Genomic DNA, 24,244 nt, shown 5'->3' with positions numbered 1-24,244 from the left:
TCAGCTTCCCGACTACAGCTGCGGTGTCAGATCCAGCGACGTGATGGTCGACATGTTCGTGATCAGCCACTTGCCATCGCGGCGATCCATCGTCAACCGGTAGGACAGGTAGCGAAGCGACGGGATGTTCTTGCTCATCGGGCTGGTCGCCACCGAGTTGGTGTAGACGATTGCGGTGGCCTCGTCGGGGGTCAGGGTCTCCACCGCCGCGCCGAGCACCTGCGTGGTGTTGGTGACCTGCGCTTGTTTGTTCGTCGCGACGATGGCGTCGATGTACTTGCGGTACTCGTAGGCGAAGTCGCCGCCGAGGAAGGCCGCCGACCGGTCCGGCAACGTCTCCATGTTGTCCGGCGTATAGGTCCACAGCGTGGAGATCGCGCTGGCCGCGGTGCGAGCCACGTCGAGTTTGGTGGCGATCTCGGCTCGCTCCGACAAGTAGGGCTGCAGGGTCGACGCGGCGAACGCGGCGGCACCGACGAACAGCACGGCGGCCGCCACCATCGCCGCGATGAGTCGCTTGCCCGCGGGCCGGTGGGGTACGAATCGCACCTTCTGCGGCACGACGGCGGACTCGTCCGCGGGCTCGGACCCAACAGTCTCGTCGTCCGTCGGGTCGTGCTCGTCCGCGGTGTCGGGCTCGACGGTGTCGTCGTCCTCGACGGGTGTCGCGGCCCGACGTTTCGCCTTGCCGACCGGGCGAGGTGCGGGTGCATCCGCGACGGGCGCCGCCTCCTGCGTCTGCGCCGCAGCCGAATCGGTCGTTTCCTTCTGCCGACGCCGAAGCAAGGACCACCGACTCCGGCGCGGTGCCGGGGTGGATTCCGCAGAGGGTCCGGTGGTCAGATCACCTGGATCAGCTGGCTGATCTTCCACTGCTGTCCTTCCTTGATAGCCGTTGCAATCCAACGACTTCCGCTCTCGACTGTCGATTTGCCGTCCGGGCCTTTGGCGGAGACCTTGGTCGCGACCAGGACGTCGGCGCTGCCGTTGTCGTTCCACCGCTGCACGCCCGCTGCCAGTACGGATCCGTTGGTGGGCTCCGCCTGCGCGACCTGGATCAGGATTTCGTTCTGCTTCTCCTTGAACGTCTTGGCGAAGTCGCCCGTACCCTGCGCCAGGATGCGTTCCACATAGGCGTTGGCGTTGAAGGGGTCCAACGACGTGTAGTCGGTCATGAACTCGCTGACGTACACCAGAGCGGCGTGGTCGTTGGCGACCGTGCGGCGATTCTTCTCGTGGCTGACCAGCATCAGAGATCCCGCCGCGATCGCGCCAATCATCAGAAGTGACGCCACGGCGGCGATGATCGGCAGCCCCCAGCGGCGCGGTGGCTGCGGTTCCACCTCGAAGAAGTCCCGCTCGTCGGCGTCGACTCTGCGCCGCGGACTCATCGGCCCTGCGCAGTCATCTGCGGCCGCTTGAGCACGGTGAGGTTGCTGACGCGCCACTGGCCGTCACCGGATTTGGCGAACTCGGCCTGCACGGTGGCGGTGATGAACTTCAGCTCATTGGGGTTATCGCCCCGCTGGCCCTGCAGCGCCAGCAGCATCTCTGCGGTGTCGGGTGTCGCTTCGAGCACCGCGCTGCTGACCGCCCAGTACTCGTTGGAGGTGACACCTGCGCTCTGTCCGGCCTTCTGCTGCTCGATCAACTGCTGCCGGTAACCGTCGGTGGTCAGCGATTGTGCCCGCTCGAAGTCCTGCTGCATGGTGTCGCTCTTGAAGCTCAGCATCTGCTCGACGATCCGCGGGCCCTGTTCGGCGATCTGCTGTCTGGTCTGCTCGACCGCGCGCTCGTGTCGGTACACCACGAAGTAGTTCACTGCGACGGCCGTCGCGCAGGCCAGCGTGGCGGCAATCAGCACGACAGCGGTGAGCTTGCGGACATTGCGCTCCGGCGGCGGCACCGGACGCACCTCGGTGCGCAGCAGAAGGTCGGCGAAGGTGCGGCGGCGCCGATCCCACAGCGGCCACAGCCACCCGATGAACAATGCTGCGGTATCGAACAGGTGTGCGACGTCGCGCAGCAGCAGGCGCCACACTCCCGGCGGCGAACCGTCGTGCTTCCTGACCGCGATACCGAAGACGGCACGCCCCAGCGAGAAACCCACGACGGTCGGCAGCACGAGGCGATTGACCGCCATCGCCAGCACGACCATCCCCATCGCCACCAGATATCCCCACCACAGCGGGCTGCGCTGCGGTGCGGTGAGCGACACCAGCGCCAGCGTCGTCACCACGGCGAGCCCGATGAGGACGTCGACGGCGAACGCGCCGACCCTCGCCGACCAGGGCGCTGTCGGCTCGTCGACGGCCACGTCGGTGCCAGTCGAGTCCGGAGGCGCTTCGATCAGGGACGTCACGAGGTGACCTGGTCGAGTTTGGCGATCTTGTAGGAGCCCTCGTCGTCGGGCGCCATCTTCACCCGGAGTCGGTAACCCTGCTCCTGATCGGCGACGTCGGAGTTGGTCACCTTGACCCGCACCGCGACCAGGACGTCGAACGTTCCGTCGTCGTTGTGCTTCTCCACGGCGGCACGCATGTCCGACACCTGCACCTGGACCTGAGCCGCCTGATAGGCCTCGGCCAGCACGCCGGCGTACAGCGAGGACTGCACGGCGAAGTCACCCGTCGAGCATTCGATGATCTTGGACTGGGCGGCCGTCATGGCCGCGGTGTCGGGAGCGTGCGTCGCCGACACACAATCCTTTGCCGCCTGCACAGCGGCGGCCTCGGCACGGTCGGCGGCCGCAACCTCCTGGTCGTTTTGGAACAGCAGGTATCCCGCAACACCGCCTGCGGCGGCCAACAGCAGCAGGGCCGCGCAGATGCCGATGGCCATCCCGCGCCCGATCCTGGACGGGCGGCGAGGTGCGTCGTCACGTTCTGCGGTGTCCGGTTCCTGCGCGGGTGCGCTGTCTGCAGATACTGCTAACGGCTCCTCTGGCGTCTCATCAGCATCGGTGGGGTTCAGCCGGCGGGTGCCAGCATCTCCTTCCATCCGTCATCTCCTGGGTTGCTCGAGTTGCTGACGTTGTACCTCACGCCGTCGGGTCCGACCACCTGCCCGCCGGCTGGGCTGTAGACCGCTGAGGAACCGGGTGGCCCTGGTGCCGGAGTGTAGATGCACGGGTTGGGTTGCTGTCCACTGCAGGTCACGCTGCCCTGTCCCGGCGGGGACAACGGGTCGCTGACCGGCGCTGTGACCCGGGGCGGCGGCAGGTCGCCAGCCGGTGCCGGGTTCATGCCGTTGTTGATCGAGGGGGCTTGGATCACCCCGCGCCCGGGGTTCACCCCCTGGTCGCAACGCGCCCCCGGCGCCGGGCACGACAAAACCTGGTTGGGGTCGCCGTACCACGGGTTGGTCCCCAGCGGCACGTACGGTTCGTCGCTGCGGCACTCCTGCGGGGTGGCCGCTCGCTTACCAGGCACGTCGACGCACGGATAGTTGCGTGCGCCGCGAACCACGTTGGCCTGGTAGTCCTTCGGAATCTTGCAGTACGTGCCCTTGGGCAGCGGCGCCATCGAGACGTCGGCCGGTGCGCGCCATTCGGAGGCGGGCAGAAAGCCGGTCAGACACGGCGGGGGCTGGTTGATCGACAACGCCAGCGGCAACTGGCCGACGTCTTCGAACAGCAGACCCGCCTGGTTCATCGCCGCGCCCTGGGGCCAGACGACCAGGACCTGTTCGACGCCCTTGTTGTAGCGCTTGAGCATGTCGATGACGATCGTCAGGTTCGCCAACGTCTGCGGAAGCGACTCGCGGACCCCGCCGAAGACCGCGTTGACCTGATCCAGCGTCGGCGCGGCCTGCTGCAGCCCACTGCGCAACGCCGGATCCTGCTCGGCGGCCTGCGCGGCGATCACATTCAGATTGCGCGACCACTGCTCGATGTTGTCACCGGACTGCACCTGGCTGTCCAGGATCGGCCCGGCGTTCTCGATGATGTCGTTGACCTGCGGCAGATTCTGCTGAAAACCCTCCGCGATATGGGTTGTCGAATCCACCAGCCGCTGCAGCGCCGGACCCAAGCCGCCGACCGCCTCCGAGGTTTCGGTCAGCAGCCTGTCGATCTTCTCCTTCGGCAACACCGCAAGACCCCGGTTCGCCGCATCCAGGGCCGGGCCCACCTCGCTGGGCACCGTGCTCTCGGTGATCGTCGAACCCGGCGCCAAATATTGCCCCGGGCTCCCCGTGGAGACCAGGTCCAGATACTGCTCACCGATCGCCGACACCGAATGCACGTTCGCCGTCGCATCGGCGGGAATCTTGTAGCGGTCCTCGATCATCATCACGGCCACCGCACCGTCTTCGGTCGGCTCCACCGAGGTGACCTTGCCGATCTGGGTGCCGCGATATGTGACGTTGGCCGTCGCATACAGACCACCCGAACGCGGCAGCTCAGCCCGCAGCTCGTACTGCCCGATGCCCATCAGCGACGGGATGCGCAGGTAGTACCACCCCAGCACCACCACCGCGACCACGGTCAGGATCACGAACAACACCAACTGAATCTTGATGAACCTGGTCAGCATGACGCATCACCACATCCCACCCTCGAGCCGTCGCAGCGGCGATCGCCGTGCGCACACACCGTCCCCGAGACGTCGATCCTCGCCCGGTCACGCCGACCAGTGTTGGCGCTCGGACGACTCGCCATCGTCAGCTGGCGGGAGCCAGCATCTCCTTCCACCCGTCATTCCTGGGTGTGCCCGTGTTGTTGACGTTGTATCTCACGCCATCCGGGCCGACGACTTGGCCGCTGGTCGGACTGTAGATCGCTGCGGAACCCGGCGGACCCGGCGCCGGGGTGTAGACGCACGGGTTCGGCTGCTGCCCACTGCATGTCACGCTGCCCTGCCCAGGCGGTGTGAGCGGATCACTCACCGGCGCACTGGAAACCGGCGGCGGCAGGTCGCTCGCCGGTGCCGGGTTTGTGCCGCTGTTGACCGAAGGGGCCTGCATCACCCCGCGCCCGGGGTTCACCCCCTGGTCACAACGCGCTCCCGGCGCCGGGCACGACAGGACCTGGTTCGGGTCGCCGTACCACGGGTTGGTCCCCAACGGCACATACGGTTCCTCGCTGCGGCACTCCTCCGGCGTGGCCGCACGCTTACCCGGCACGTCGACGCACGGATAGTTGCGTGCACCGCGAACCACGTTGGCCTGGTAGTCCTTCGGGATCTTGCAGTACGTGCCCTTGGGCAGCGGCGCCGGGCTGGTGTCGGCCGGTGAACGCCATTCGGAGGCGGGCAGAAAGCCGGTCAGACACGGCGGGGGCTGGTTGATCGACAACGCCAGCGGCAACTGGCCGAGGTCTTCGAACAGCGTGCCGGCCTGATTCATCGCCGCGCCCTGGGGCCAGACGACAAGGACCTGTTCGACGCCCTTGTTGTAGCGCTTGAGCATGTCGATGACGATCGTCAGGTTCGCCAACGTCTGCGGAAGCGACTCGCGGACCCCGCCGAAGACCGCGTTGACCTGATCCAGCGTCGGCGCGGCCTGCTGCAGCCCACTGCGCAACGCCGGATCCTGCTCGGCGGCCTGCGCGGCGATCACATTCAGATTGCGCGACCACTGCTCGATGTTGTCACCGGACTGCACCTGGCTGTCCAGGATCGGCCCGGCGTTCTCGATGATGTCGTTGACCTGCGGCAGATTCTGCTGAAAACCCTCCGCGATATGGGTTGTCGAATCCACCAACCGCTGCAGAGCCGGACCCAAACCACCGACCGCCTCCGAGGTTTCGGTCAGCAGCCTGTCGATCTTCTCCTTCGGCAACACCGCAAGACCCCGGTTCGCCGCATCCAGGGCCGGCCCCACCTCGCTGGGCACCGTGCTCTCGGTGATCGTCGACCCGGGTCCGAGTGTTGATCGGGATTGCCGGTCGACACCAGGTCCAGATACTGCTCACCGATCGCCGACACCGAATGCACGTTCGCCGTCGCATCGGCGGGAATCTTGTAGCGGTCCTCGATTCTCATCACGGCCACCGCACCGTCTTCGGTCGGCTCCACCGAGGTGACCTTGCCGATCTGGGTGCCGCGGTATGTGACGTTGGCCGTCGCATACAGACCACCTGAACGCGGCAGCTCAGCCCGCAGCTCGTACTGCCCGATCCCCACCAGCGACGGGATGCGCAGGTAGTACCACCCCAGCACCACCAACGCGATCACGGTCAGGATGGCGAACAGCACCAATTGGAACTTGACGAATCTGGTCAGCACAGGTCATTCACCACGTTCCACCAACGGACCGTTCGGAGCGTTGTGCGGGTTCGGCGTGAACCTCACATCCGGGATCATCGTCGCCGGATCACGACCCCAGGCCTGCTCGAGTGCACGCAGCATGCCCGAGACTCCGGTGCCGGACAGGATGCCGTTATCGAGCGCGGACAGTGTCAGGTCCACCATCAGCGACACGTTGAGGTAGTCGCCACGCACGACCTTCGGCACGTTCTCGATCGAGAACGGCGCGGTGAGCATCAACTTGAGCGCTCCGATCAGGTACGGCGAAGCCCGGCCCAGCTGTTTGAGCGGTCGCTGCAGCGCGGCCAGGTTTCTGTTCAGGTCGTCGCTTGCCGCTCCCAGGTAGTCGTTGGTCGCGCGGCTGATCCGCCCGAGCGCCTCGACGGCGTCGGCGAACAGGTCGCGGGTATCCGCGAAATGCTTGATCAGCGGCGGGAACTCGGTCAGGACGCGGTCGAGGGTGTCGTTGCGCTGCGCGACGACCGACAGCAACCGGTCGGTGGAATCGATCGCGCGGGTGATGTCCTGGCGCTGCTTGTTCAGTTCGTCGGTGAACGTGTCCAGCTTGTTCAGGAACTCGCGGATCTGATCGGCCCGACCGTTGAGCACGTTGAAGATCTCGGTCTGGATGACCTCGAGGTTCTGCACTCCGCCGCCCTGCAGGATGGACGCGATGCTGGCGAGCACGCGTTCAGTGGAGGGAAAGGCCGACGCGTTCGCGAGCGGGATGGTGTCGCCGTCGCGCAACGGTTCCGGTGACGGGTTCGGCGGCGGTTCCAACTCGACGTGCTGTGTACCCAAGAGGCTGGTTTGGCCGATGCGGGCCAGTGCGTTCTTGGGCAGCCGGATGTCGGACTGCAGATCCAGGGTCAACGTCGCGACCCAGTTCTTCAGTTCGATGGCGCGGACGCGGCCGACATAGACGTCGGCCACGCGCACGCGGCTGTTGACGTTGAGCGCCAACGTGTCCGGCATCTGCACATAGATGGTCGTGCTGTCCGAGCCGGTGCCCGGGCCGCCCGGCAGCGGCACGTTGGCGATGCCCTTCCAGGAACCGCACGAACTGAGCACCAGTGCGACCGCGCTCAGCGCGACGGCACGACGGGCGAACCTTCTCCACCTGTGCGCGATCATCATCTACCTGCCTCTGCTGGTAGCGGTGGTCCCGCGGGTGCTGGGGCGGGTGCGGGTGCCGGCCCGGCCAATGGTGACCCACCCGGATCACCCGGTATCACGCCGGGCGCCGGCGCTGGCGGCGGACCCGGCTGCGGGTACCACGGCGGGGGCAGCGGGTTGTTCTGGTCGAACGCGTTCGGCGGGCCGGGCAGGTTGCCGTCGCGGGTGGTGCCGAATGCGGGTGGCGCGGCCGGGACGGCGCAGTCGGGACCGCCCAGCAATTCGGCGAGGCACTCCGGGGTCATCATGTTGGCCGTGAAGGGTTGCACGTCGACGCCCTGCATGCCCGGTGCGGCGACCCAACCCGGTTCGTGATTGCCGTGCGAGAACAAGGTGTCACGCGACCAGATGCCCGGGACCGTGGTGTCCTTGTATCCCGGCTGCGGCTGCAGCCGCGGCTCCGAGTACGCGATGTGCTTGGGCAGCGTCAACGCCGAGGCGAACTGGTTGACGCCGAACGGCGGGAAGTTGAACTTGATCGCGTCGAGGATCGGCGCCAGGTACTGCGCACACATCTCCGCGGATTCCTGGTAGCCCAGCCGGCTACCCGCCTGGATCGAACTGCAGACGAACTGCAGCGGGTTGGCGAAGTTGTTGATGACGGGGATGCCCATGACACCACCGGTGACCGGCGAGACGATGTTCATCAGGTTCGCCCCGAGGTTGGGGAACACGTGCAGGGCGGTCTCCAAGCCGTTGCGCGGCTCGGGTTGGAGGATCGCGTTGGTCACGTCGGCCAGATTGTTGATGTCGTGGGTCAGCACCTCGGCGTTCTCGTCGAGGAACGCCCGCGTGGTGGTCAACAGCTGGTTGAGGTCGGCCAGCGCGTTGGCGACCTCGCGGTCGGTGTTGGTGAACGCGTTGGTGAACTGGGCCAGGTCGTTGTTCAGCGCGACGAACTGTTGATCGCTCTGGTGCAGCGCGTTGACGAACAGCGCCAGGCTCTTGACGACGCCGAAGAAGTCGTCCCGGCCCTCGTTCAGCGCGAACAGCGCCTCGGAGAGGTTGTTCAGCGTCGCATTGAGTTGTTTGCCCTTCCCGGCGAAGCCGTCGGCGGCCGACTCGATGATGTCGCCGAACGGTCCCTTCGGTTGCTCCGGCGTCGGACCCAGATCGGTCAGGATGCGGCTGATCGAGTCACGCAGTTCGTCGTACTCGACCGGCACCTGGGTGCGCTCGATCGGGATGGTCGCCCCGTCTTCCAGCACGGGCCCGCCGGTGTAGGGCGGGGACAACTGGATGTTGCGCGACGCCACCAGGCTGGGGTTCAGGATGGACGCGGTCGCGTTGGCGGGCACCTTGAACTTGTTCTCGTAGTTGAAGGTGACCTTCATCCGGTCGCCGGCGGGCTGGATCGAATCGATCTGACCGACCTGCACCCCCATGATCGTCACCTTGTCGCCGGGATACAGCGCAAGGGTGTCGCTGAAATAGGCGACGACCGTGTTGTGCGTCAGCTTCTTGTACAGGTTGTAGCCGACGAAGGCGGCCACCAGCGCCAGCACCACGATCAGCGTGCCGATGATGACGGCAGCACGGGAAACCGCGGGCAGCTTCAGGTTTCGGACGTTGAAGATCGTCGACATCTGCTAACCCCCTAACCCTGCTGCGATCCCGGCGGAAGGAACGGTGGATTCCCTGGAAGCGGCGGCTGGCCCGCGGGTGCCAACTGCTGCCCGGGTCCCGGCACCGCGGGCGCGGGCAGCGCCGGTGGCAGCGGAGCGATACCGGGCGTGAAGTCCGGCGGCTGCGGGGGCATCGGCCCGACGGGCACGGTGCGCGCACCCGGCGGTGCGGGCGGAAGCTGCCCATGGGCACCGGGCACGTTCGGCGGGATCTGGCCCGGAATGGCCGCGGCGGGCACACCCGGCGACGGCTGCGGACCGTGCACGTTCGGATCCGAGGTCACCACGTTGGGCGGACCGTACGCGGGTCCACCGAACGGACCCACGGACAGGTCCGCGCACGGCAGCGGGTCGCCGGGCCGCGGAAGACCGTCGGCCGGTGGCGTGTACGAGCACGGGGATCCCTTCAGCACACCGGGTCCCGGGTTCTCCGGGGTGCCCTCGAGGACGGCGGGTCCGGGCGGCGGGGCGCCGTTCTCGAAGCCCTGCGCGTTCGGATCCGGGAACCGCCATGCGGGCAGGCCCGCGTCACGCCAGAACTTCTCCGGGTCGATCCCGCGCTTCTTGAAGGCGGCGTCCACGAACGGCTGCAGGATCTGGCCCGGCAGCAGGTTGACGAGCATCACCTTGAAGTACGGACCCGACGCGACCGCCTCACCCAGCGACGCCACGAAGCTGGCGGTGGTGACGAGCGTGTCCATCAGGTCGATCCGGCGCTCCCGCAGGACGTCGCTGACGACCCGCAGCTGTTCGAGCACCCTGTTGAGGTTCGGGTTGTCGTCGATGAAGCCCTTGACCTGTTCGGAGAACGCACCGACCCGCTCGAGCAGCATGTTGACCGCGTACTGGCGTTCGTTGATGGCGCCGAGCAGCGACTGGGCGTTGACCAGCAGCCGGTTGATCTGTTCGCTGCGGCTACCGAGGATGCCGGCGATCTTGTTGGCGTTGGCGAGCAGCTTCTTGATGTCCTCGTCGCGCTTGCCGATGGTGTCGGAGAACCGGGCCACCCCGTCGAGCGCGGCGCTCAGGTGCGGATAGGTCTGATCGATGGTCTCCGAGAGCACATTCAGCGAGTCGCGCACCGTCTCGGTGTCCCACTCTGAAGCGGCCTTCGTGACGTCGAAGAAGGCATCGTAGATCTGGTACGGCGTCGTGGTCTGGCCGAGCGGGAGCACGCCGTTGGCACGGAGCACCTCGGATCCGCGGGGCTCGATCTCGATGTTGCGGCGGCCCAGGATGGTGTCGGTGCGGATCGCGGCGCGGCTGGCCGTGCCGATCTGCGTACCGTCGAGCGAGAACCCGATCCTGACCCTGTCGCCTTCGATCTCCATGTCGCGCACCAGGCCGACGTCGACGCCCGCGATGCGCACCTTGTCGCCCTTGGTGATGCCGCCGGTGTCGGAGAACTGCGCGTAATAAGTAGGTGTCGCGTACAGCATCGGCACGCTGGCGAAGCTCTGGCCCACGCCGATGACGATGATCAGGATGACGATGCCCATCAACCCGTTTCGGACCCTGTTCGACCCTTCGAGCGTCCTCATTGCGGCGTGCACCTACCCGACGGCTGGCTGAACAGTTTGACGGTCCGGACGGGACCACCCGGCTGGAGCCCGTTGAGGCGAAGCGAGATGTCGCAGGCGTAGAAGTTGAAGAAGTCGCCGTAGATGCCGCCGGCCCGGCCGATGATCTTGAACGCCGTCGGCAGCCTGACGAGGATGTCGTTCAGCTGCTCCCGCTGGTCCACCAGCGGTTGCTGCACTGCCTCGAGATGACCGACGGTGCTCTGCAGCAGCGGCCGGTTGTCAGCGAGCAGATCGGCGACGGTTCCCGCCGCGTCGCTGATGTCGGCCACCGAGCTGGCGACCGGATCCTGACGGTTCTTGAAGCCGGTGATCAGCTTCTCGAAGTCCTGCACGGTCTGGTCGAACTCGGCCTGGTGCCTGACCGTCGTGTCCAGCACGGTGTTGAGGTTCCTGATGACCTCGCCGATCGCCTGGTCGCGGTCGGCCAGCGCCGCGGTCAGCGAGGCGGTCTGGTCGAGGATGTCGTTGATGGTGCCGCCCTGTCCCTGGAAGACGGTGATGATCGACTGGGCGATCTCGTTGACCTTGTCGGGATCCAGTGCCCGGAACACCGGCCGGAATCCGCCGATCAGCGCGTCGAGGTCCAGTGCGGGTTGGGTGCGCTCGATCGGGATCGTGGCGCCGGCGGCCATCCGCTTGTCGCTGTCGCCCCGCTTGAGTTCCAGGTACCGGTCGCCGATCAGGTTCAGATAGCGCACCGAGGCGGTGGTGCCCTCGAACAACGGCAGTGACCGGTCGACGTCGAACTCGACCTTCGCCTGCGTACCGCCGTTGGTCAGCTCGACCTTGGACACCTTGCCGACCTCTACACCGGAAGCGCGGACGAACTGTCCGGAGCGAAGGCCGCTGGCGCTCGAGAAGATCGCGGTGTAGCCGGTGGTGCGGTCGAAGCGCACCTGGCCGAACACCACCACGATGATCGCGGTGAACAGCAGCAGCACCAGTGAGAAGGCGCCGAGCTTGATGGCGGTACCGGTGATTTTCATGGGTTGATCGTGTTCTCCCCGATTTGGCGACCCCAGACGTACTCGATCAGGATCGGTTGGCCCAACTCGAAGTGGTTGTACGGAGCGATCGACGCACCGGTGTCCATGACCAGGTACGGCGCCGGCCAGAGATCACGGGTGATCGGCTGCCAGCAGCCGGGCCGGCCTTCCGGGCCGCCCTTGGCGTTCACCCGGGGCAGGTTGTCCGGATACACCCAGGGGTTGCCGGCGCCCATCAGCTCCGACAACGTCCTCAGCGAGTAACCGTTGCCGCCGAGCGACGCGGCGACCTTGGGCTCGGCGTCGTGGTAGTTGCGGATCATGCAGTACAGCGCGGGGCTGTACTCGTCGAGCAGTTCGGAGGTGATGACGAGGTCCTCGGCGCCTCGCAGCAGGTACGGGCCGCCGCGCTCGAAGACGTCGCCGCCGGTGTTGCCGAACCCGACGGCCGCCATCAGCGCCTGGTCGATGTTGCCCTGCTGCTCGTTGAGCGTGCGGGCGGTGGTGACCGCGTTCTCCAAACCGTCGAACAGGTCGGGCGCCGCGTCCGCGTACACCTCGCCGAGGTCGGCCAGCAGCCGGTTGTCCCGCCGCAGCTCGGGCATCCTGGCGTTGACGTCGGTGAGGATCTCGTTGCCGTCGATGATCGACTGGCCGAAGCGATCGCCCAGCCCGTCGAGGGCCTCGGCCGTCGCGCTCAGAGTCTGGTTCAGCTTGATCGGGTCGACCTGCTCGGAGAGCGACACGACCGTCTCGAACAAGGTGTTGAACTCCGTCGTCACCGTGGTCACGTCGATCACGTCCGACGATGTGATGCGTTGCGGCGTCGGGTTTTCCGGCGACGAGAAGTTGATGTACTTGTTGCCGAAGACGGTGGTCGCATCGATGCTGGCGTCGACGTTCTTCGGGATCAGCTCGAGGTACTTCGGGTCCACGTCGAGCAGGATCTTGGCCCTGGGCTCACCGCCGACGTTGACCGCTTCCACATTCGCCACCCGGCCGATCTCGACGCCGTTGTAGGTGACCTTGGCGCCGGGATCCATCGACAGACCCGATCGCGCGGAGATCAGCGTGAGCTGTTCGCGCGGCAGGAATTCGCCGCGGAACTGCATGTACACCAGCACAAGCGCGACGACCGCGAGCAGGCTCAGGACCAGGCCGGCCAGCTTGTACGGCGGGGTGCGGGGGTTGTTGAGTGGGGCGGTCATGGCGCTACACCGTCAGGTTGAAGTTCGGGTCGACGCCGTAGAGCGCCAACGAGGCGAACAGGACCACACAGACGATCGCCACCAGCGAGGCGCGCATCGAGCGACCGACGGCCTCGCCGACGCCGACCGGGCCGCCGCTGGCGAAGTAGCCGTAGTAGCAGTGGTTGAGCATCACGATGACCGAGATGATCACCGCTTGGATGAACGACCAGAACACGTCGTCGGGACGCAGGAACGTCCGGAAGTAGTGCTCGTAGGTGCCGATCGACTGGCCGTAGAAGATCGTGGTGGTCACCTGGGCGGACAGGAAGCTCATGATGATCGCCATCGCGTACAGCGGGATGATCACGATGAAGCCGGCCATGATTCGGGTCGACACCAGGTATGAGATCGACTTGATGCCCATCACCTCGAGGGCGTCGATCTCCTCGCTGATGCGCATGGCGCCCAACTCCGCCGTCGCGCCCGCGCCGACCGTGGCGGCCAGCGCCTGGCCCGCGACGACCGGCGCCGCGATGCGCACGTTGATCAGTGCGGCGAAGAAGCCGGTGAACGCTTCGACACCGATGTTGCCGAGCGAGGCGAAGCCCTGGATCGCGACCAGCGACGAACCGGACAGCGTCACGAAGCCGACGATCGCGACCGTGCCGCCGATCACGGCCATCGCGCCCGTGCCCATGCCGATCTCGGCGATCAGCCGCAGCGTCTCCCTGCGGTAGTAGCGCAGTGCGTGGCCGATCGACCCGACCGCGGTGATGACGAACCATGCGACGTGCCCGACGCTGTCGAGGAACCGGGCCGGCGCGCTGGCCACACCCTTGGTGCGCTCGTACGCCCGCGGAAACCGAGAACGCAGGACCGTTGTCGTCGACACTTCAGCTCCCTGTTCCGAACCGGACACCGATCGTGGTCAGGACCACGTTGACCGCGAACAGCGCGATGACGCAGAGCACCAGCGTCTCGTTGACCGCGGTACCGACGCCCTTCGCGCCGCCGGCGACGGTCAGGCCGCGGTAGCAGCCGACCAGGCCGGCGATCAGGCCGAACGTCATGGCCTTGATGATCGAGATGACGACCTCGGGCAGCCCGGTGATCAGGGTCAGCGTCGAGACGTAGGCGCCCGCGGAGACGTTCTGCAGGTAGACGCCGAAGATGAAGCCGCCGACCAGGCCGACCGTGATCACCGCGCCGTTGAGCAGCAGAGCGACGAAGGTGGAGGCGACGACGCGGGGCACCACCAGCCGGTGGATCGGGTCGATTCCGAGGACCTCGAGCGCGTCGATCTCCTCGCGGATGGTGCGTGCTCCCAGGTCTGCGCAGATGGCGGTCGAGCCGGCCCCGGCGACCACGAGCACCGTCACCAGAGGCCCGAGCTGCGTGACGGCGCCGATCGCCGCCCCGGCGCCGGAGACGTCGGCGGCGCCGAACTCGGCGAGCAGGATGTTGAGCGTGAAGATGAGGAGCACCGTCAGCGGGATGGAGACCGCCAGCGTCGGCAGGAACGCCACCCGCATCAGGAACCAGCTCTGCAGGATGAACTCGCGCCACTGGAACGGCGGCTTGAACAGTGCTTTACCGACGAGAACGCACATGCGTACGAAGCCGCCGACCGCTTCCAGGCCAGGTCTGACCTGATCGCGTACGTAACCGACAACGCCGGTCGACGCCGTCACCAGTGTGCTCCCGTGGCGCAACGGCGACTGTCGCGGTGCACCGGCAGCCCCTGTCGCACGGCCCCTCCTTGCCCCGACCTGATTGTTGTTATCGCCGTCTCGCTACCAGTCGGTAGTAAGACAGACCACAGGAATGTACCCGATGCGATTCCCGCCGTGCAGGGCATCGGCCGGATTGTGCCTGGAACCGTTAGCAAACCCGATTCCGTTCTCTAATTCGGCTGTGGCGCAGTAGAAACCGTCCCTTCGGAGCTACTTTGCGCGGCGTCAACCGGCTTCGCGGCCCCAAACCGTGCTCGCAGTTCGGTTTTCAGGACTTTGCCGGCAGGGTTGCGCGGCAACGCATCAACGACCTCGACCGCCTTCGGGTGCTTGTACCGGGCGAGCCGTTCGTCGAGGAACGCGTCGAGCTCGCGCAGGTCGAGATGGGTCTGCTCGGCCGCGCTGAGAGCGGCATCCAGCGCGACAACGGCCACGGGGACCTCGCCCCACTTCTCATCCGGGCGGCCGATGACGGCGACCTCCGCGATCGCGGGGTGCGCGGCGAGCGCGTTCTCCACCTCGGCACAGTAGATGTTCTCTCCGCCCGAGATGATCATGTCCTTCTTGCGGTCGACCACCCAGACATAGCCCTCCTCGTCCTGACGGACGAGATCGCCGGAGTGGAACCAGCCGCCGGCGAACGCTTCCGCGGTGGCCTGGGGATTGTTCCAGTAGCCGGCCATGAGAGTCGGTGCACGATAGACGATCTCGCCGACCTGACCGACCGGAACATCGTTCATGTCCTCGTCGACGACACGCGCCGCCACCGTCGGGATCACCTTGCCGACCGATCCGAGTTTGCGGATCGCATCCTCACCCAACAGCATGCAGGTCACCGGCGACATCTCCGTCTGGCCGAACGCGGCCAGGATCTGCGTGCCGGGGAAGGTCTCGGCCATCTGGCGCAGCAGGGTGTCCGACGCCGGCGCGGCGCCCCAGGACAGCACCCGCAGCCGCAGCTGACGGGGCCGTGCCCGCTGGGCGGCGCACACCGCCTGCCACTGTGCGGGCACCAAAAAGATCCCGGTCACCTGCTCGGCTTCGAGGACGTCGAGCAGCTCGTCCGGGTTGAACGCGCCCAACGGGTAGATGACCGTCGGTCTGCCCAGCAGCAGGCCCGGGATCATGTTGCCGATGCCGGCGATGTGGAACATCGGCACGCCGATGAACCCGACGTCGTGGTTGATGTCGGCGCCGTTGGTGAACAGGAACGTCAGCGCCTGCCCGGCGATGTTGGTGTGGGTGAGCACCGCGCCCTTGGGCCGACCCGTGGTGCCGGAGGTGTACATGATCAGCGCCGGGGAGTCGTTGGGGATATCGACGACCGGCGCCGGCGCACCGGACTCGGCGATCAGGTCGTCGTAGCCGATCACGTCGTTCTCGGTGGCGCCGCCGGCGACGATGACGGTGGTCAGCGTCGAGTCGATGTCTCGCACCGCGGTGGCGACGTTGGCCAACACCGCCTCGGTGATGACGACCTTGGCCTGGCAGTCACCGACCAGGAACGCGATCTCCGGCGGGGTCATGCGGAAGTTGACCGGAACCGCGACCGCGCCGAGCTTGTTGACCGCCAGGAAGGCCTCGACGTACTCGGTGCGGTTGAGCATCAGGATCAGCACCCGGTCACCGAAGCTCACCCCGCGGCGACTCAACGCGCCGGCCAGCGCATTCACCCGCTCGTCGAGCTCACGCCAGGTCGTGGTCTTGCCGAGGTGGCGCAGCGCGGTGGCGTCCGGCTGCATCAACGCGTGGCGGGCCAGCTGATTCGTCCAGTTCTGCCTGCGAGCGAGGTACGGCTGCGTGGTGGGGTCGGGGTCCGGCGGCGGGAGGGAACTCAACTGCTGCTTGCTCCAGATCTCGGGGTTGCGCGCGTTTGACATTTGATCAAACATGGTGTTGCCCCGGTCACACTATGGCCTCGGCCGCTCGGGTACAAGCCCTCGTCAACCATGGCCAGATCGCACCGGAGAACACAGTGAACGCACCGACCGCACGGCCCACGAGGCCGCGGCGGAGGGTACGGCGTGAACAACTGTCCGACGAGGTCGCGGCGCGTCTGCGTGCCGACATCATGACCGGCGTGCTGCGGCCGGGCACCTTCATCAGGCTCGATGAGACCGCCGCCGCGCTCGGGGTGAGCATCACCCCGGTACGCGAGGCGCTGCGCACGCTGCGGGGCGAAGGCATGGTTGCGCTCGAACCGCACCGCGGTCACGTGGTGGTGCCGCTGTCACGTTCCGACGTCGAGGACATTTTTTGGCTGCAGGCGACCATCGCGCGGGAGCTGGCGGCCACGGCCGCAGAGCGCATCACCATCGACGAGATCGACGAGTTGGACCGGCTCAACGACGAGTTGGAGCTGGCGGTCGCGCGCCACGACGTCGAGGAGATCGCCGCCGCGGAGTTCGTCTTCCACCGTGCCTTCAACCGGGCGACCGGCCGGATCAAGCTGGCCTGGTTTCTTCTCCACGTCGCGCGCTATCTGCCCGGAAAGATCTACGCGGGCGATCCGCAGTGGGGAGTTTCGGCGGTGGCGACCCACCGCGAGCTCACTGCGGCGCTACGCCGACGCGACGTCGATACCGTCGTCGCGCTGACCGCCGGCGAGTTCACCGACGGGGCCCAGCGGCTGATCGCGCGGCTCGACGAGACGGGGTTGTGGAGCTGAGGCTTCCGCCCCCTGGCGCCGGGCACCCGTCCGTTAATACGGCCCGCTGCCCACCACTTCGTCGAGCTGCTGCCTACCACTTCATCCAGTGCCCGGCTATCAGCGAATAATTCGCTGCCAGCGAGTTTTTCGCTGTGAGGTGGGCACCTTCGCGAATGGTCGGTGGGCGCAAACGCCCGTGACTGCCTGGGGATGATGTGACGCGGTGGACGGAAACTGTCGGTCGCCCGCGGCACATTCGTCGCCATGACCAGGAAACGGCACATCTACGGCGTCGAACTGCGGTACGTGCTGACGTTCTATCTGTCCCAGCACGGCCCGACGACCATCACGGACCTGATCGACGCGATCGACTACTACAACTTCGCGCTACCCGGACCGGCTCCCAAGTGGGTCTCCGATGCCTTGCGCTGGGAGATTGCCCACGGCCGGGTGCGGCGGCTGCGGCGCGGACTCTACGGCCCGGGCCACACGCCGCGCTCGACCGCGGACCGGATTCGCAAACGAGTGATGGATCTGCGGGCGGAAGCCGACATGCTCGCCGGCCGCGACTTCGAGAAGTGGCTGGATGCGCTGCCCGATTGACGAACCGGCCCTACGTGGAGGCCAGCTGTTCGGCGCGGGCCTTGAGGTTGTCGGCCAGGTAGTCCAGCGTGTCCCCGATCGCCTTCTTCACCATCGGCTTCGGAATGGGCAGCTTGGTCTCGACGTCGAGGTCGACGGTCAGCAGCGATGTCGCCCCGAGGGCTACGACCGAGAACTTCTGCTCCTGCTTCTCGAAGTGATCGCCCTGCTGCAGGACGGTGAAGATCTGGTTCTCGCCCGGGTAGTAGACCGCGGTGATGAAGGTGCCCGCCTGTCCCTGCACGACGACGTCGAGACGCAATTGGCTGGGCCGGCCGTCGTTGTACCGGGCCAGCACCCAGCACCCTTTGATCTCTTCGTTCCACTGGGGGTAGGCCTCGAAGTCGGCGACGATCCCCATGATCGCGTCGGCGGAGGCCGCCACCTCGACGGTTTTGCTCACGAGCGGCATCCGACGAGCATATCGACTACGCCTGATGGTCCACGCGCGCCGATTCCAGCAGTTCGCGGATCGGCCCCGGGATCGGTACCGGCCGCCGATTGTCCCGGTCGACATAGACATGGACCCAGTGCCCCACCGCGGCGGTCGGGCCGTCGTGCTGCCAGAGCCCCAACCGGTAGGTGACGCTGCTGGTGCCCAGACGACTGACCGCAAGGCCGACCGTGAGCGGTTCGGGGAACCGCAGCTCCGCCAGATATCGGCACCCCGATTCGGCGACCACACCCAACCACGGCACGGTCAGTGGGTCGATCCCGACGCTGGTGTTGATCCAGCCGTTGATCGCCGAGTCGAACAACGCGTAGTACACCGCGTTGTTGAGATGCCCGAACATGTCGTTGTCGGCCCACCTGGTGGTCACCGGCCAGTGCACCGGAAAGTCGGCACCGGTGTGCGCCTGTTCGGCCATGCCACCAGTCTTGCAGGGCCGCTACTTGCAGGGTGCGCTCGCAAACGCATCCCTATTCCTGGACGAGATCGGTTCGTGTCGCACGTCCCATGGCCAGGGGGTGGACGATCGCCGGCATGGCGCGCCAGACGGCGTGTTGGGCCGACACCGTGAAGCCGCAGGCGCGTAGGTGCCCGACGGTGTCGCGGTTGCAACGGCAGCCACCGGCGAAGTGACGCCACGGTTCGGCGAGTCTGTCCTGGCACGCGGCCAGAAATCGCGAGCTTGCGCGCACGTGCTCGATGAACAGCAGCTGCCCGTCGGGCCGGAGCACGCGTGCAATCTCGCGCAACACACGCTCAGGCTCATCGACCGTGCACAGGGCGAGCGTGGAGACGACGGTGTCCACCGACGCGTCGGCGAATGGTAGGTGCTCTGCTTTGGCGTCGACAACCCTTGTGGCAGAACCGCGCCGGCGTATACGACGCGAGAGCTTCCTGCGCATTCCCGGCTCGGGTTCGGTGAGCACCAGCTCGGTGACCGCCGCCGGATAGTGCGCAACGTTCAGTCCGGTTCCGGCGCCGATCTCGACGACGCGGCCGTAGGCATCGGCCAGCAGCGCGGCGCGCCTGCGACGCATGCCTGCGGTCTCACCCAGCCACAGCAAGGGGTCGTACGCCAGAGCGAAGATCCGCAGCCACGCGGCGGATTGCGGCTTTCCGCGGAGTTCGCTACTCGACTTGATATCGGCGACTTCGGTCATGGCGCAAACGTAGGAGTGGGGACGTCACGCACGCATCGCCCGATGCGGCCATCTTCTGCAGATGGCCCCTTTCGGCTACCTCACAGCAGTCCCAGTCGCGCGGCTTCCGCGACGGCGGCAGTGCGTGAGGTGCGGCCCAGCTTGCGACGGATGTTTGCGACGTGGCGGTGCACGGTGTGCGGGCTCAGGACGAGGTCTTCGGCGATCTCGCGGTCACTGAGACCACGCGCGATGCAAGCCAGAATCTCTCGCTCGCGAGACGACAACACCTGCTCCTGGCTACTCGCGTGACGCGCTGGCGGATGCGGTGTCGTGCCCAGTGTTTCGCGGCACGCGCGAACGACGGATTCGGCATCCCCGTGCCACGGGAAGTGCGCGCTTCCTTTGAGCGGGATGAATGTGGCACCCGGAATCGCGGCGGCCACCTCGCGCCCGAGTCGGTAGGGCACGGCACGGTCGTCTCGGCGATGCACCACCAGCGTTGGCGCGCGGACACGCGCGAGATGGGCTCTAACATCGAGGCGATAGACGAGGGCCAACACGGCAGCGGCGGTTTCGGCCGTCGCCGCCTCGCGCTGTAGCCGGACGAAACGCTCGTGCTCGTCAGCGTCGGCCCTGCCGAGGAAGATGTCACCCAGAAGACGCGATCCCAGGCCCCAATGTGCCTGTATCGCAGCCAATATCGCCTCACCGACGCCCGGCGCCGCGAGTTGCGTTCCATCCGAATACGACCCGTACAACACCAACCGCTCGACGCACTCGGGGAACGTCGCGGCAAACGCGATTGCCGTGCAACTCCCCGATGAGCCCCCGATGAGCGAAACGTGCTCGAGCCCCAGCTCGTCGCTGAGTGAGCGCAGCGTCGCGACCTCGTTGTCGAGATTCAGATCGGCATCGTGCAACGTGCGGTCGGACATGCCGACTCCGAGCCGGTCGTAGCGGATCAACGTGTACCCGTCGGCGATTCCCTCCCAGAAGCGACGAAAGTCGCTGTTCTGCCAGTCGAGTTCGAGATGGCTGACCCACCACGCCGGAGCGATCAGCGGTGGGCCACTGCCGCGCACTTCGTAGGCGATGCGGCGTTCGCCCACGGGCAGAAACCGGATCTCGGACCGTGCCAGCACTCGAGCAGCGTAATCCGAATCGGCTCGGGGATCGTCGGCTCGCGGCAGACTGCATCCATGAGGATCCGCGGTGCCGTTCTGGAAGAGATCGGCCGTCCGCGGCCGTACGCCGCGTCCAAACCCTTGACGGTCGGCGAACTCGACCTAGCCGCGCCCGGACCGGGCGAACTGCTGGTGCGGGTGGAGGCCGCGGGTCTGTGCCACTCCGACCTGTCGGTCGTCGACGGCAACCGCGTGCGGCCCGTGCCCATGCTCCTCGGCCACGAGGCGGCCGGCGTCGTCGAAGAGATCGGCGCGGGCGGATCCGACGTCGCAACCGGGACACGGGTGGTGATGACCTTCCTGCCCCGGTGCGGTGAATGTCGGGCCTGCGCGACGGACGGTCTGACCCCCTGCGAGCCGGGCTCGGCAGCGAACGGGGCAGGCACGCTGATGACCGGCCAGCGCCGGTTGTCGCGGGACGGCGAACCGGTCCACCACCACCTCGGCGTCTCCGGTTTCGCGACTCACGCGGTCGTCGACCGGCGTTCGGTGGTGCCGGTGCCCGACGACGTTCCCGCGGTGGTGGCGTCGCTGTTGGGCTGTGCGGTGCTCACCGGCGGCGGAGCGGTGATCAACGCCGGCCGGCCACGCCCGGGCGACACCGTGGCCATCGTCGGGCTCGGCGGTGTCGGGATGGCCGCTGCGCTGACCGCACTGGCCGCCGAGGACGTCCGCGTGGTGGGCATCGACCAGCTACCCGACAAACTCGAGCGGGCCCGCGGCCTCGGGGTGCACGACGCCTACACCCCGCAAGAGGCCCGGGAAAGCGGGTTCAAAGCCGCCGTCGTGATCGAGGCCGTCGGTCATCCGAGCGCCCTGGAGACCGCGGTGGAGCTCACCGCGCCGGGCGGGCGCACGGTGACGGTCGGCCTGCCTCGGCCGGATGCACGGGTGTCGTTGTCGCCGTTGGGTTTCGTCGCCGAGGGACGCTCGCTGATCGGCAGCTACCTCGGTTCAGCGGTGCCCGCCCGAGAGATCCCCCACTTCGTCGAGCTGTGGCGCGCGCGACGGTTGCCGGTGGAGTCTTTGGTGTCGTCGACGATCGCACTCGACGAAATCAATTCCGGCATGGACGAACTGGCCGACGGCCGAGCCGTGCGTCAGGTCATCCGCTTCGATTGAACGTCAGAACCACCTGTCGCGCATGTCCATCGTGGTGCGGTCGAGGCTGGCGAGCAGGTCGAGTTGTGGTGCGGTCTTGGGCAGTTCGTACCGGAAGAAGTAGCGGCCGGCTTGGCGCTTGCCCTCATAGAAGTCCCCGCTGCGTCCGTGCGCGGCGATCTCCTGCTGCAGCCAGATCCAGGCGACGACGATGTGGCCGAACGCCTCGAGGTAGATCACGCTGTTGGCCATCGCGGCCTCGACGTCCCCGGAGCCGAACATCTCGGCGGTGACCGCGGTGAGGCGCTGCCATGCCGCGTCCAGCAGTCCTGCGTGTTCGGCGATCCGGCCGCCCAGCGGGCCGGCCTCGGCGACGGTGCGCCCGATCGCCGCACCCAAAGCCGCCAACCCCGCACCACCGCGCGCGGGGACCTTGCGGCCCAACAGGTCCAGGCTCTGGATGCCGTGCGTCCCCTCGTGGATCGGATTGAGCCGGTTGTCGCGGTAATGCTGCTCGACGTCGTATTCGCGGGTGTAGCCGTACCCGCCGTGCACCTGGATCGCCAGGCTGTTGGCCTCCAGACACCATTGCGACGGCCAGCTCTTGCCGACCGGTGTCAGCATCTCGAGAAGCAGGGTGACGCTGTCCCGCTCCTCATCGGAGGCCGAGCTGTGCTGGAGGTCGACGAGCTTGGCGCAGTACAACAGCAGCGCAAGCCCACCTTCGGCATAGGCCTTCTGCGCCAACAACATCCGCTTGACATCGGCGTGTTCGATGATCGGCACCTGAGGCGTCGACGGGTCCTTGCCGCTGATCGGGCGCCCCTGTGGGCGCTCCCGGGCGTACTGCACCGACTTCAGATAGCCGGTGTAACCGAGCGCCACCGCACCCATCCCCACGCCGAGGCGCGCCTCGTTCATCATCGTGAACATGTAGGCGATGCCGCGGTGCGGTTCACCGACCAGGTATCCGACCGCGCCCGGCTTCCCGCCGGGTGTGTACGCGCCCTCGCCGAGGTTCAGCACCGTGTTCGTGATGCCGCGTTGGCCCATCTTGTGGTTCAGCCCGGCCAGTACGACGTCGTTGCGCTCACCGACCGCACCGTCGCCGGTGGGCAGGTACTTGGGCACGATGAACAACGAGATGCCCTTGGTTCCCGGTGGTCCGCCGGGAATCTTGGCGAGCACCAGGTTGACGATGTTGTCGGTCAGTTCGTGTTCGGCGCCCGAAATCCACATCTTGGACCCGAACAGCCGGAAGGTGCCGTCCTCCTGCGGTTCGGCGCGGGTGACGATGTCGGCCAGCGACGAACCCGCCTGAGTCTCCGACAACGCCATGGTGCCCGAGAAGCGGCCTGCGAGCATCGGTTTGACGAACCGCTCGACCTGCTCGCCGGTCCCGAACCGGGCCAGCAGGTTGGCGTTGGCCATCGTCAGCATGAGATAACCAGTCGTACTGAGGTTGGCCGCCGAGAACCAGGCGAAGGCGGCCTGCGCCACGGTCGCGGCTAGCTGCGCGCCGCCGAGCCGGTGCTCCATCGACATCGCGATCAGGTCGGCCTCGGCGAACGCGTCCCAGGCCTCCTTGACCTCGGGGATGACGGTGACCTTCTCACCATCGAAGGTGGGTTCGTTGGCGTCGCTCTTCTTGTTGTGCGGAGCGAAGTACCGCGTCGCCAATTGCTCACACAGCTCCAGCACCGCGTCGAAGGTCTCGCGGGAGTGCTCGGCGAACCGCTCGCGCTCGGTCAGCTCCTCGACCCGCAACCACTCGTAGAGCAGGAAATCGAGGTCGCGACGCGACAGCAGTAGCGATTTCACGGTGCGGTGGCGGTGTCGGGTTCACCGGGCAGCGCATCGACCTCGATACCCAATGGCGACTCCGCCCGCACCGACTCGTCGCGGATCAGGCCGCGCAACAGCGCCGTGCTGAACTCGACCGCGATCTCCTGTGCGGTGCGCCTGCCGTGCGGCCGCAGCCAGCGGTAGGCACCCAACGTCATGCCGATGTAGCCGAGGGCGAGCACGTGCGAATCGCAGTCGTAGAACTCGCCGCTGGCGATGCCGCGGTCGATGACGTCGCGCACGTGTTCGTAGACCTGCGCCTCCTTCTCCCGGATATAGGCCACCTGGTCCTCGGTGAACCACTCACCGATGTAGGGGCCCTCCTGGAAGTAGACGGCCGCGCGTTCGATGTCGCTGGCGATGCCGACCAGCAGCCGGCGGGTGAAGTGATAGATCGTCTCGCGGGCCGACGCCGAGGGGTCGTCGTGCAGCGCATCGACGGTGAAGTCGGCCGCGCCCTTGTAGATGTCGTAGAGGATCAGCGACTTGCTGGCGTAGTAGTGGTAAACCGTCGCCTTGTTCAGGCCGACCGCATCGGCGACATCGTCCATCCGGGTGCCGTGGTAGCCGCGCGCGGCGAAGAGCTTGGTCGCGACGGCCAGCAATTCGTCGCGACGGGTCCTCCCGTTCGTGGTGGCGGCGTCCGAAGAGGGCATGGCGACTCACTATATGCAGGCCGGAACCTCGT

The 24,244-nt window shown here is 66.8% G+C and carries 22 protein-coding genes and 1 pseudogene; 3 read left to right on the top strand and 20 right to left on the bottom strand.

Features of this window, described 5'->3' with window-relative positions:
* Positions 1 to 12: 12 nt before the first annotated feature.
* The 14 genes and pseudogenes from AU072_RS06715 to fadD5 all read right to left on the bottom strand — a co-directional run bounded on the left by AU072_RS06715 (position 13) and on the right by fadD5 (position 16,283).
* On the bottom strand, positions 13 to 873 hold the full coding sequence (locus AU072_RS06715) for a hypothetical protein (RefSeq protein ID WP_064413053.1): 861 nt from the start codon (positions 871 to 873) through the stop codon (positions 13 to 15).
* Positions 840 to 1,391, bottom strand: coding sequence for an Rv1363c family protein (locus tag AU072_RS06710; protein WP_064413052.1), 552 nt, complete (start codon positions 1,389 to 1,391; stop codon positions 840 to 842). The genes AU072_RS06715 and AU072_RS06710 overlap by 34 nt, the downstream gene beginning before the upstream one ends.
* On the bottom strand, positions 1,388 to 2,362 hold the full coding sequence (locus AU072_RS06705) for an RDD family protein (RefSeq protein ID WP_064413051.1): 975 nt from the start codon (positions 2,360 to 2,362) through the stop codon (positions 1,388 to 1,390). The genes AU072_RS06710 and AU072_RS06705 overlap by 4 nt, the downstream gene beginning before the upstream one ends.
* The gene (locus AU072_RS06700; protein WP_064413050.1) at positions 2,359 to 3,000 is read right to left on the bottom strand and encodes an Rv1363c family protein; all 642 of its coding nucleotides are present in this window, start codon (positions 2,998 to 3,000) and stop codon (positions 2,359 to 2,361) included. The genes AU072_RS06705 and AU072_RS06700 overlap by 4 nt, the downstream gene beginning before the upstream one ends.
* A complete protein-coding gene (locus AU072_RS06695) occupies positions 2,970 to 4,535 on the bottom strand; it encodes an MCE family protein (protein WP_064413049.1) in 1,566 nt (521 codons plus the stop codon). Before AU072_RS06695 ends, AU072_RS06700 begins: the two co-directional genes overlap by 31 nt.
* Positions 4,536 to 4,662: 127 nt before the next feature.
* Positions 4,663 to 6,227: pseudogene (locus AU072_RS06690) on the bottom strand (MCE family protein).
* 3 nt (positions 6,228 to 6,230) lie between these two features.
* Entirely contained in the window at positions 6,231 to 7,385 is a 1,155-nt protein-coding gene (locus tag AU072_RS06685) for a virulence factor Mce family protein (RefSeq protein WP_064413048.1), read from the bottom strand.
* A complete protein-coding gene (locus tag AU072_RS06680; protein ID WP_064413047.1) occupies positions 7,382 to 9,010 on the bottom strand; it encodes a virulence factor Mce family protein in 1,629 nt (542 codons plus the stop codon). The genes AU072_RS06685 and AU072_RS06680 overlap by 4 nt, the downstream gene beginning before the upstream one ends.
* An 11-nt stretch (positions 9,011 to 9,021) precedes the next feature.
* Positions 9,022 to 10,590, bottom strand: coding sequence for a virulence factor Mce family protein (locus AU072_RS06675; protein ID WP_064413046.1), 1,569 nt, complete (start codon positions 10,588 to 10,590; stop codon positions 9,022 to 9,024).
* A complete protein-coding gene (locus AU072_RS06670; protein WP_064413045.1) occupies positions 10,587 to 11,618 on the bottom strand; it encodes a virulence factor Mce family protein in 1,032 nt (343 codons plus the stop codon). Before AU072_RS06670 ends, AU072_RS06675 begins: the two co-directional genes overlap by 4 nt.
* On the bottom strand, positions 11,615 to 12,826 hold the full coding sequence (locus AU072_RS06665) for an MCE family protein (RefSeq protein WP_064413044.1): 1,212 nt from the start codon (positions 12,824 to 12,826) through the stop codon (positions 11,615 to 11,617). Before AU072_RS06665 ends, AU072_RS06670 begins: the two co-directional genes overlap by 4 nt.
* A 4-nt stretch (positions 12,827 to 12,830) precedes the next feature.
* On the bottom strand, positions 12,831 to 13,700 hold the full coding sequence (locus AU072_RS06660; protein ID WP_064413043.1) for an MlaE family ABC transporter permease: 870 nt from the start codon (positions 13,698 to 13,700) through the stop codon (positions 12,831 to 12,833).
* 1 nt (position 13,701) lies between these two features.
* Positions 13,702 to 14,499, bottom strand: a complete 798-nt coding sequence (locus AU072_RS06655) for an MlaE family ABC transporter permease (protein ID WP_064401098.1) — start codon at positions 14,497 to 14,499, stop codon at positions 13,702 to 13,704.
* A gap of 212 nt (positions 14,500 to 14,711) precedes the next feature.
* Positions 14,712 to 16,283: a fatty-acid--CoA ligase FadD5 gene (gene fadD5, locus AU072_RS06650; protein ID WP_407937590.1), complete on the bottom strand. Its 1,572-nt coding sequence runs from the start codon at positions 16,281 to 16,283 to the stop codon at positions 14,712 to 14,714.
* Between the two features lie 233 nt (positions 16,284 to 16,516).
* Between fadD5 and AU072_RS06645 the strand changes: the two genes are divergently transcribed.
* Together AU072_RS06645 and AU072_RS06640 are read left to right on the top strand one after the other, a co-directional pair.
* Positions 16,517 to 17,209, top strand: a complete 693-nt coding sequence (locus tag AU072_RS06645; protein WP_234787620.1) for a GntR family transcriptional regulator — start codon at positions 16,517 to 16,519, stop codon at positions 17,207 to 17,209.
* Positions 17,210 to 17,455: 246 nt separating this feature from the next.
* Positions 17,456 to 17,794 carry a hypothetical protein gene (locus AU072_RS06640; protein ID WP_064413041.1) on the top strand — a complete coding sequence of 113 codons (339 nt, stop codon included), beginning with the start codon at positions 17,456 to 17,458 and terminating at the stop codon, positions 17,792 to 17,794.
* Between the two features lie 10 nt (positions 17,795 to 17,804).
* Here AU072_RS06640 and AU072_RS06635 read toward each other — a convergent pair whose 3' ends face one another.
* The 4 genes from AU072_RS06635 to AU072_RS06620 form a co-directional block, all read right to left on the bottom strand.
* On the bottom strand, positions 17,805 to 18,245 hold the full coding sequence (locus tag AU072_RS06635) for an SRPBCC family protein (RefSeq protein ID WP_064413040.1): 441 nt from the start codon (positions 18,243 to 18,245) through the stop codon (positions 17,805 to 17,807).
* Between the two features lie 16 nt (positions 18,246 to 18,261).
* On the bottom strand, positions 18,262 to 18,702 hold the full coding sequence (locus AU072_RS06630) for an acyl-CoA thioesterase (protein ID WP_064413039.1): 441 nt from the start codon (positions 18,700 to 18,702) through the stop codon (positions 18,262 to 18,264).
* Between the two features lie 52 nt (positions 18,703 to 18,754).
* A complete protein-coding gene (locus AU072_RS06625) occupies positions 18,755 to 19,444 on the bottom strand; it encodes a class I SAM-dependent methyltransferase (protein ID WP_064413038.1) in 690 nt (229 codons plus the stop codon).
* Between the two features lie 80 nt (positions 19,445 to 19,524).
* Positions 19,525 to 20,568, bottom strand: coding sequence for an alpha/beta fold hydrolase (locus AU072_RS06620; protein ID WP_064413037.1), 1,044 nt, complete (start codon positions 20,566 to 20,568; stop codon positions 19,525 to 19,527).
* A 57-nt stretch (positions 20,569 to 20,625) separates the two neighbouring features.
* On the opposite strand from AU072_RS06620, the gene AU072_RS06615 reads away from it, so the two are divergent.
* Positions 20,626 to 21,732 carry an alcohol dehydrogenase catalytic domain-containing protein gene (locus tag AU072_RS06615; RefSeq protein WP_064413036.1) on the top strand — a complete coding sequence of 369 codons (1,107 nt, stop codon included), beginning with the start codon at positions 20,626 to 20,628 and terminating at the stop codon, positions 21,730 to 21,732.
* 3 nt (positions 21,733 to 21,735) lie between these two features.
* Here AU072_RS06615 and AU072_RS06610 read toward each other — a convergent pair whose 3' ends face one another.
* Together AU072_RS06610 and AU072_RS06605 are read right to left on the bottom strand one after the other, a co-directional pair.
* Positions 21,736 to 23,532: an acyl-CoA dehydrogenase gene (locus AU072_RS06610; RefSeq protein WP_064413035.1), complete on the bottom strand. Its 1,797-nt coding sequence runs from the start codon at positions 23,530 to 23,532 to the stop codon at positions 21,736 to 21,738.
* Positions 23,529 to 24,212, bottom strand: a complete 684-nt coding sequence (locus AU072_RS06605) for a TetR/AcrR family transcriptional regulator (RefSeq protein WP_064413034.1) — start codon at positions 24,210 to 24,212, stop codon at positions 23,529 to 23,531. Before AU072_RS06605 ends, AU072_RS06610 begins: the two co-directional genes overlap by 4 nt.
* Positions 24,213 to 24,244 lie beyond the last annotated feature (32 nt).

This window comes from Mycolicibacterium novocastrense, from assembly GCF_001499835.1.
Taxonomy (GTDB): domain Bacteria; phylum Actinomycetota; class Actinomycetes; order Mycobacteriales; family Mycobacteriaceae; genus Mycobacterium; species Mycobacterium novocastrense.
The sequence above is the reverse complement of the archived record's forward strand: the minus strand, read 5'-3'. Positions and strand labels throughout refer to the sequence as shown.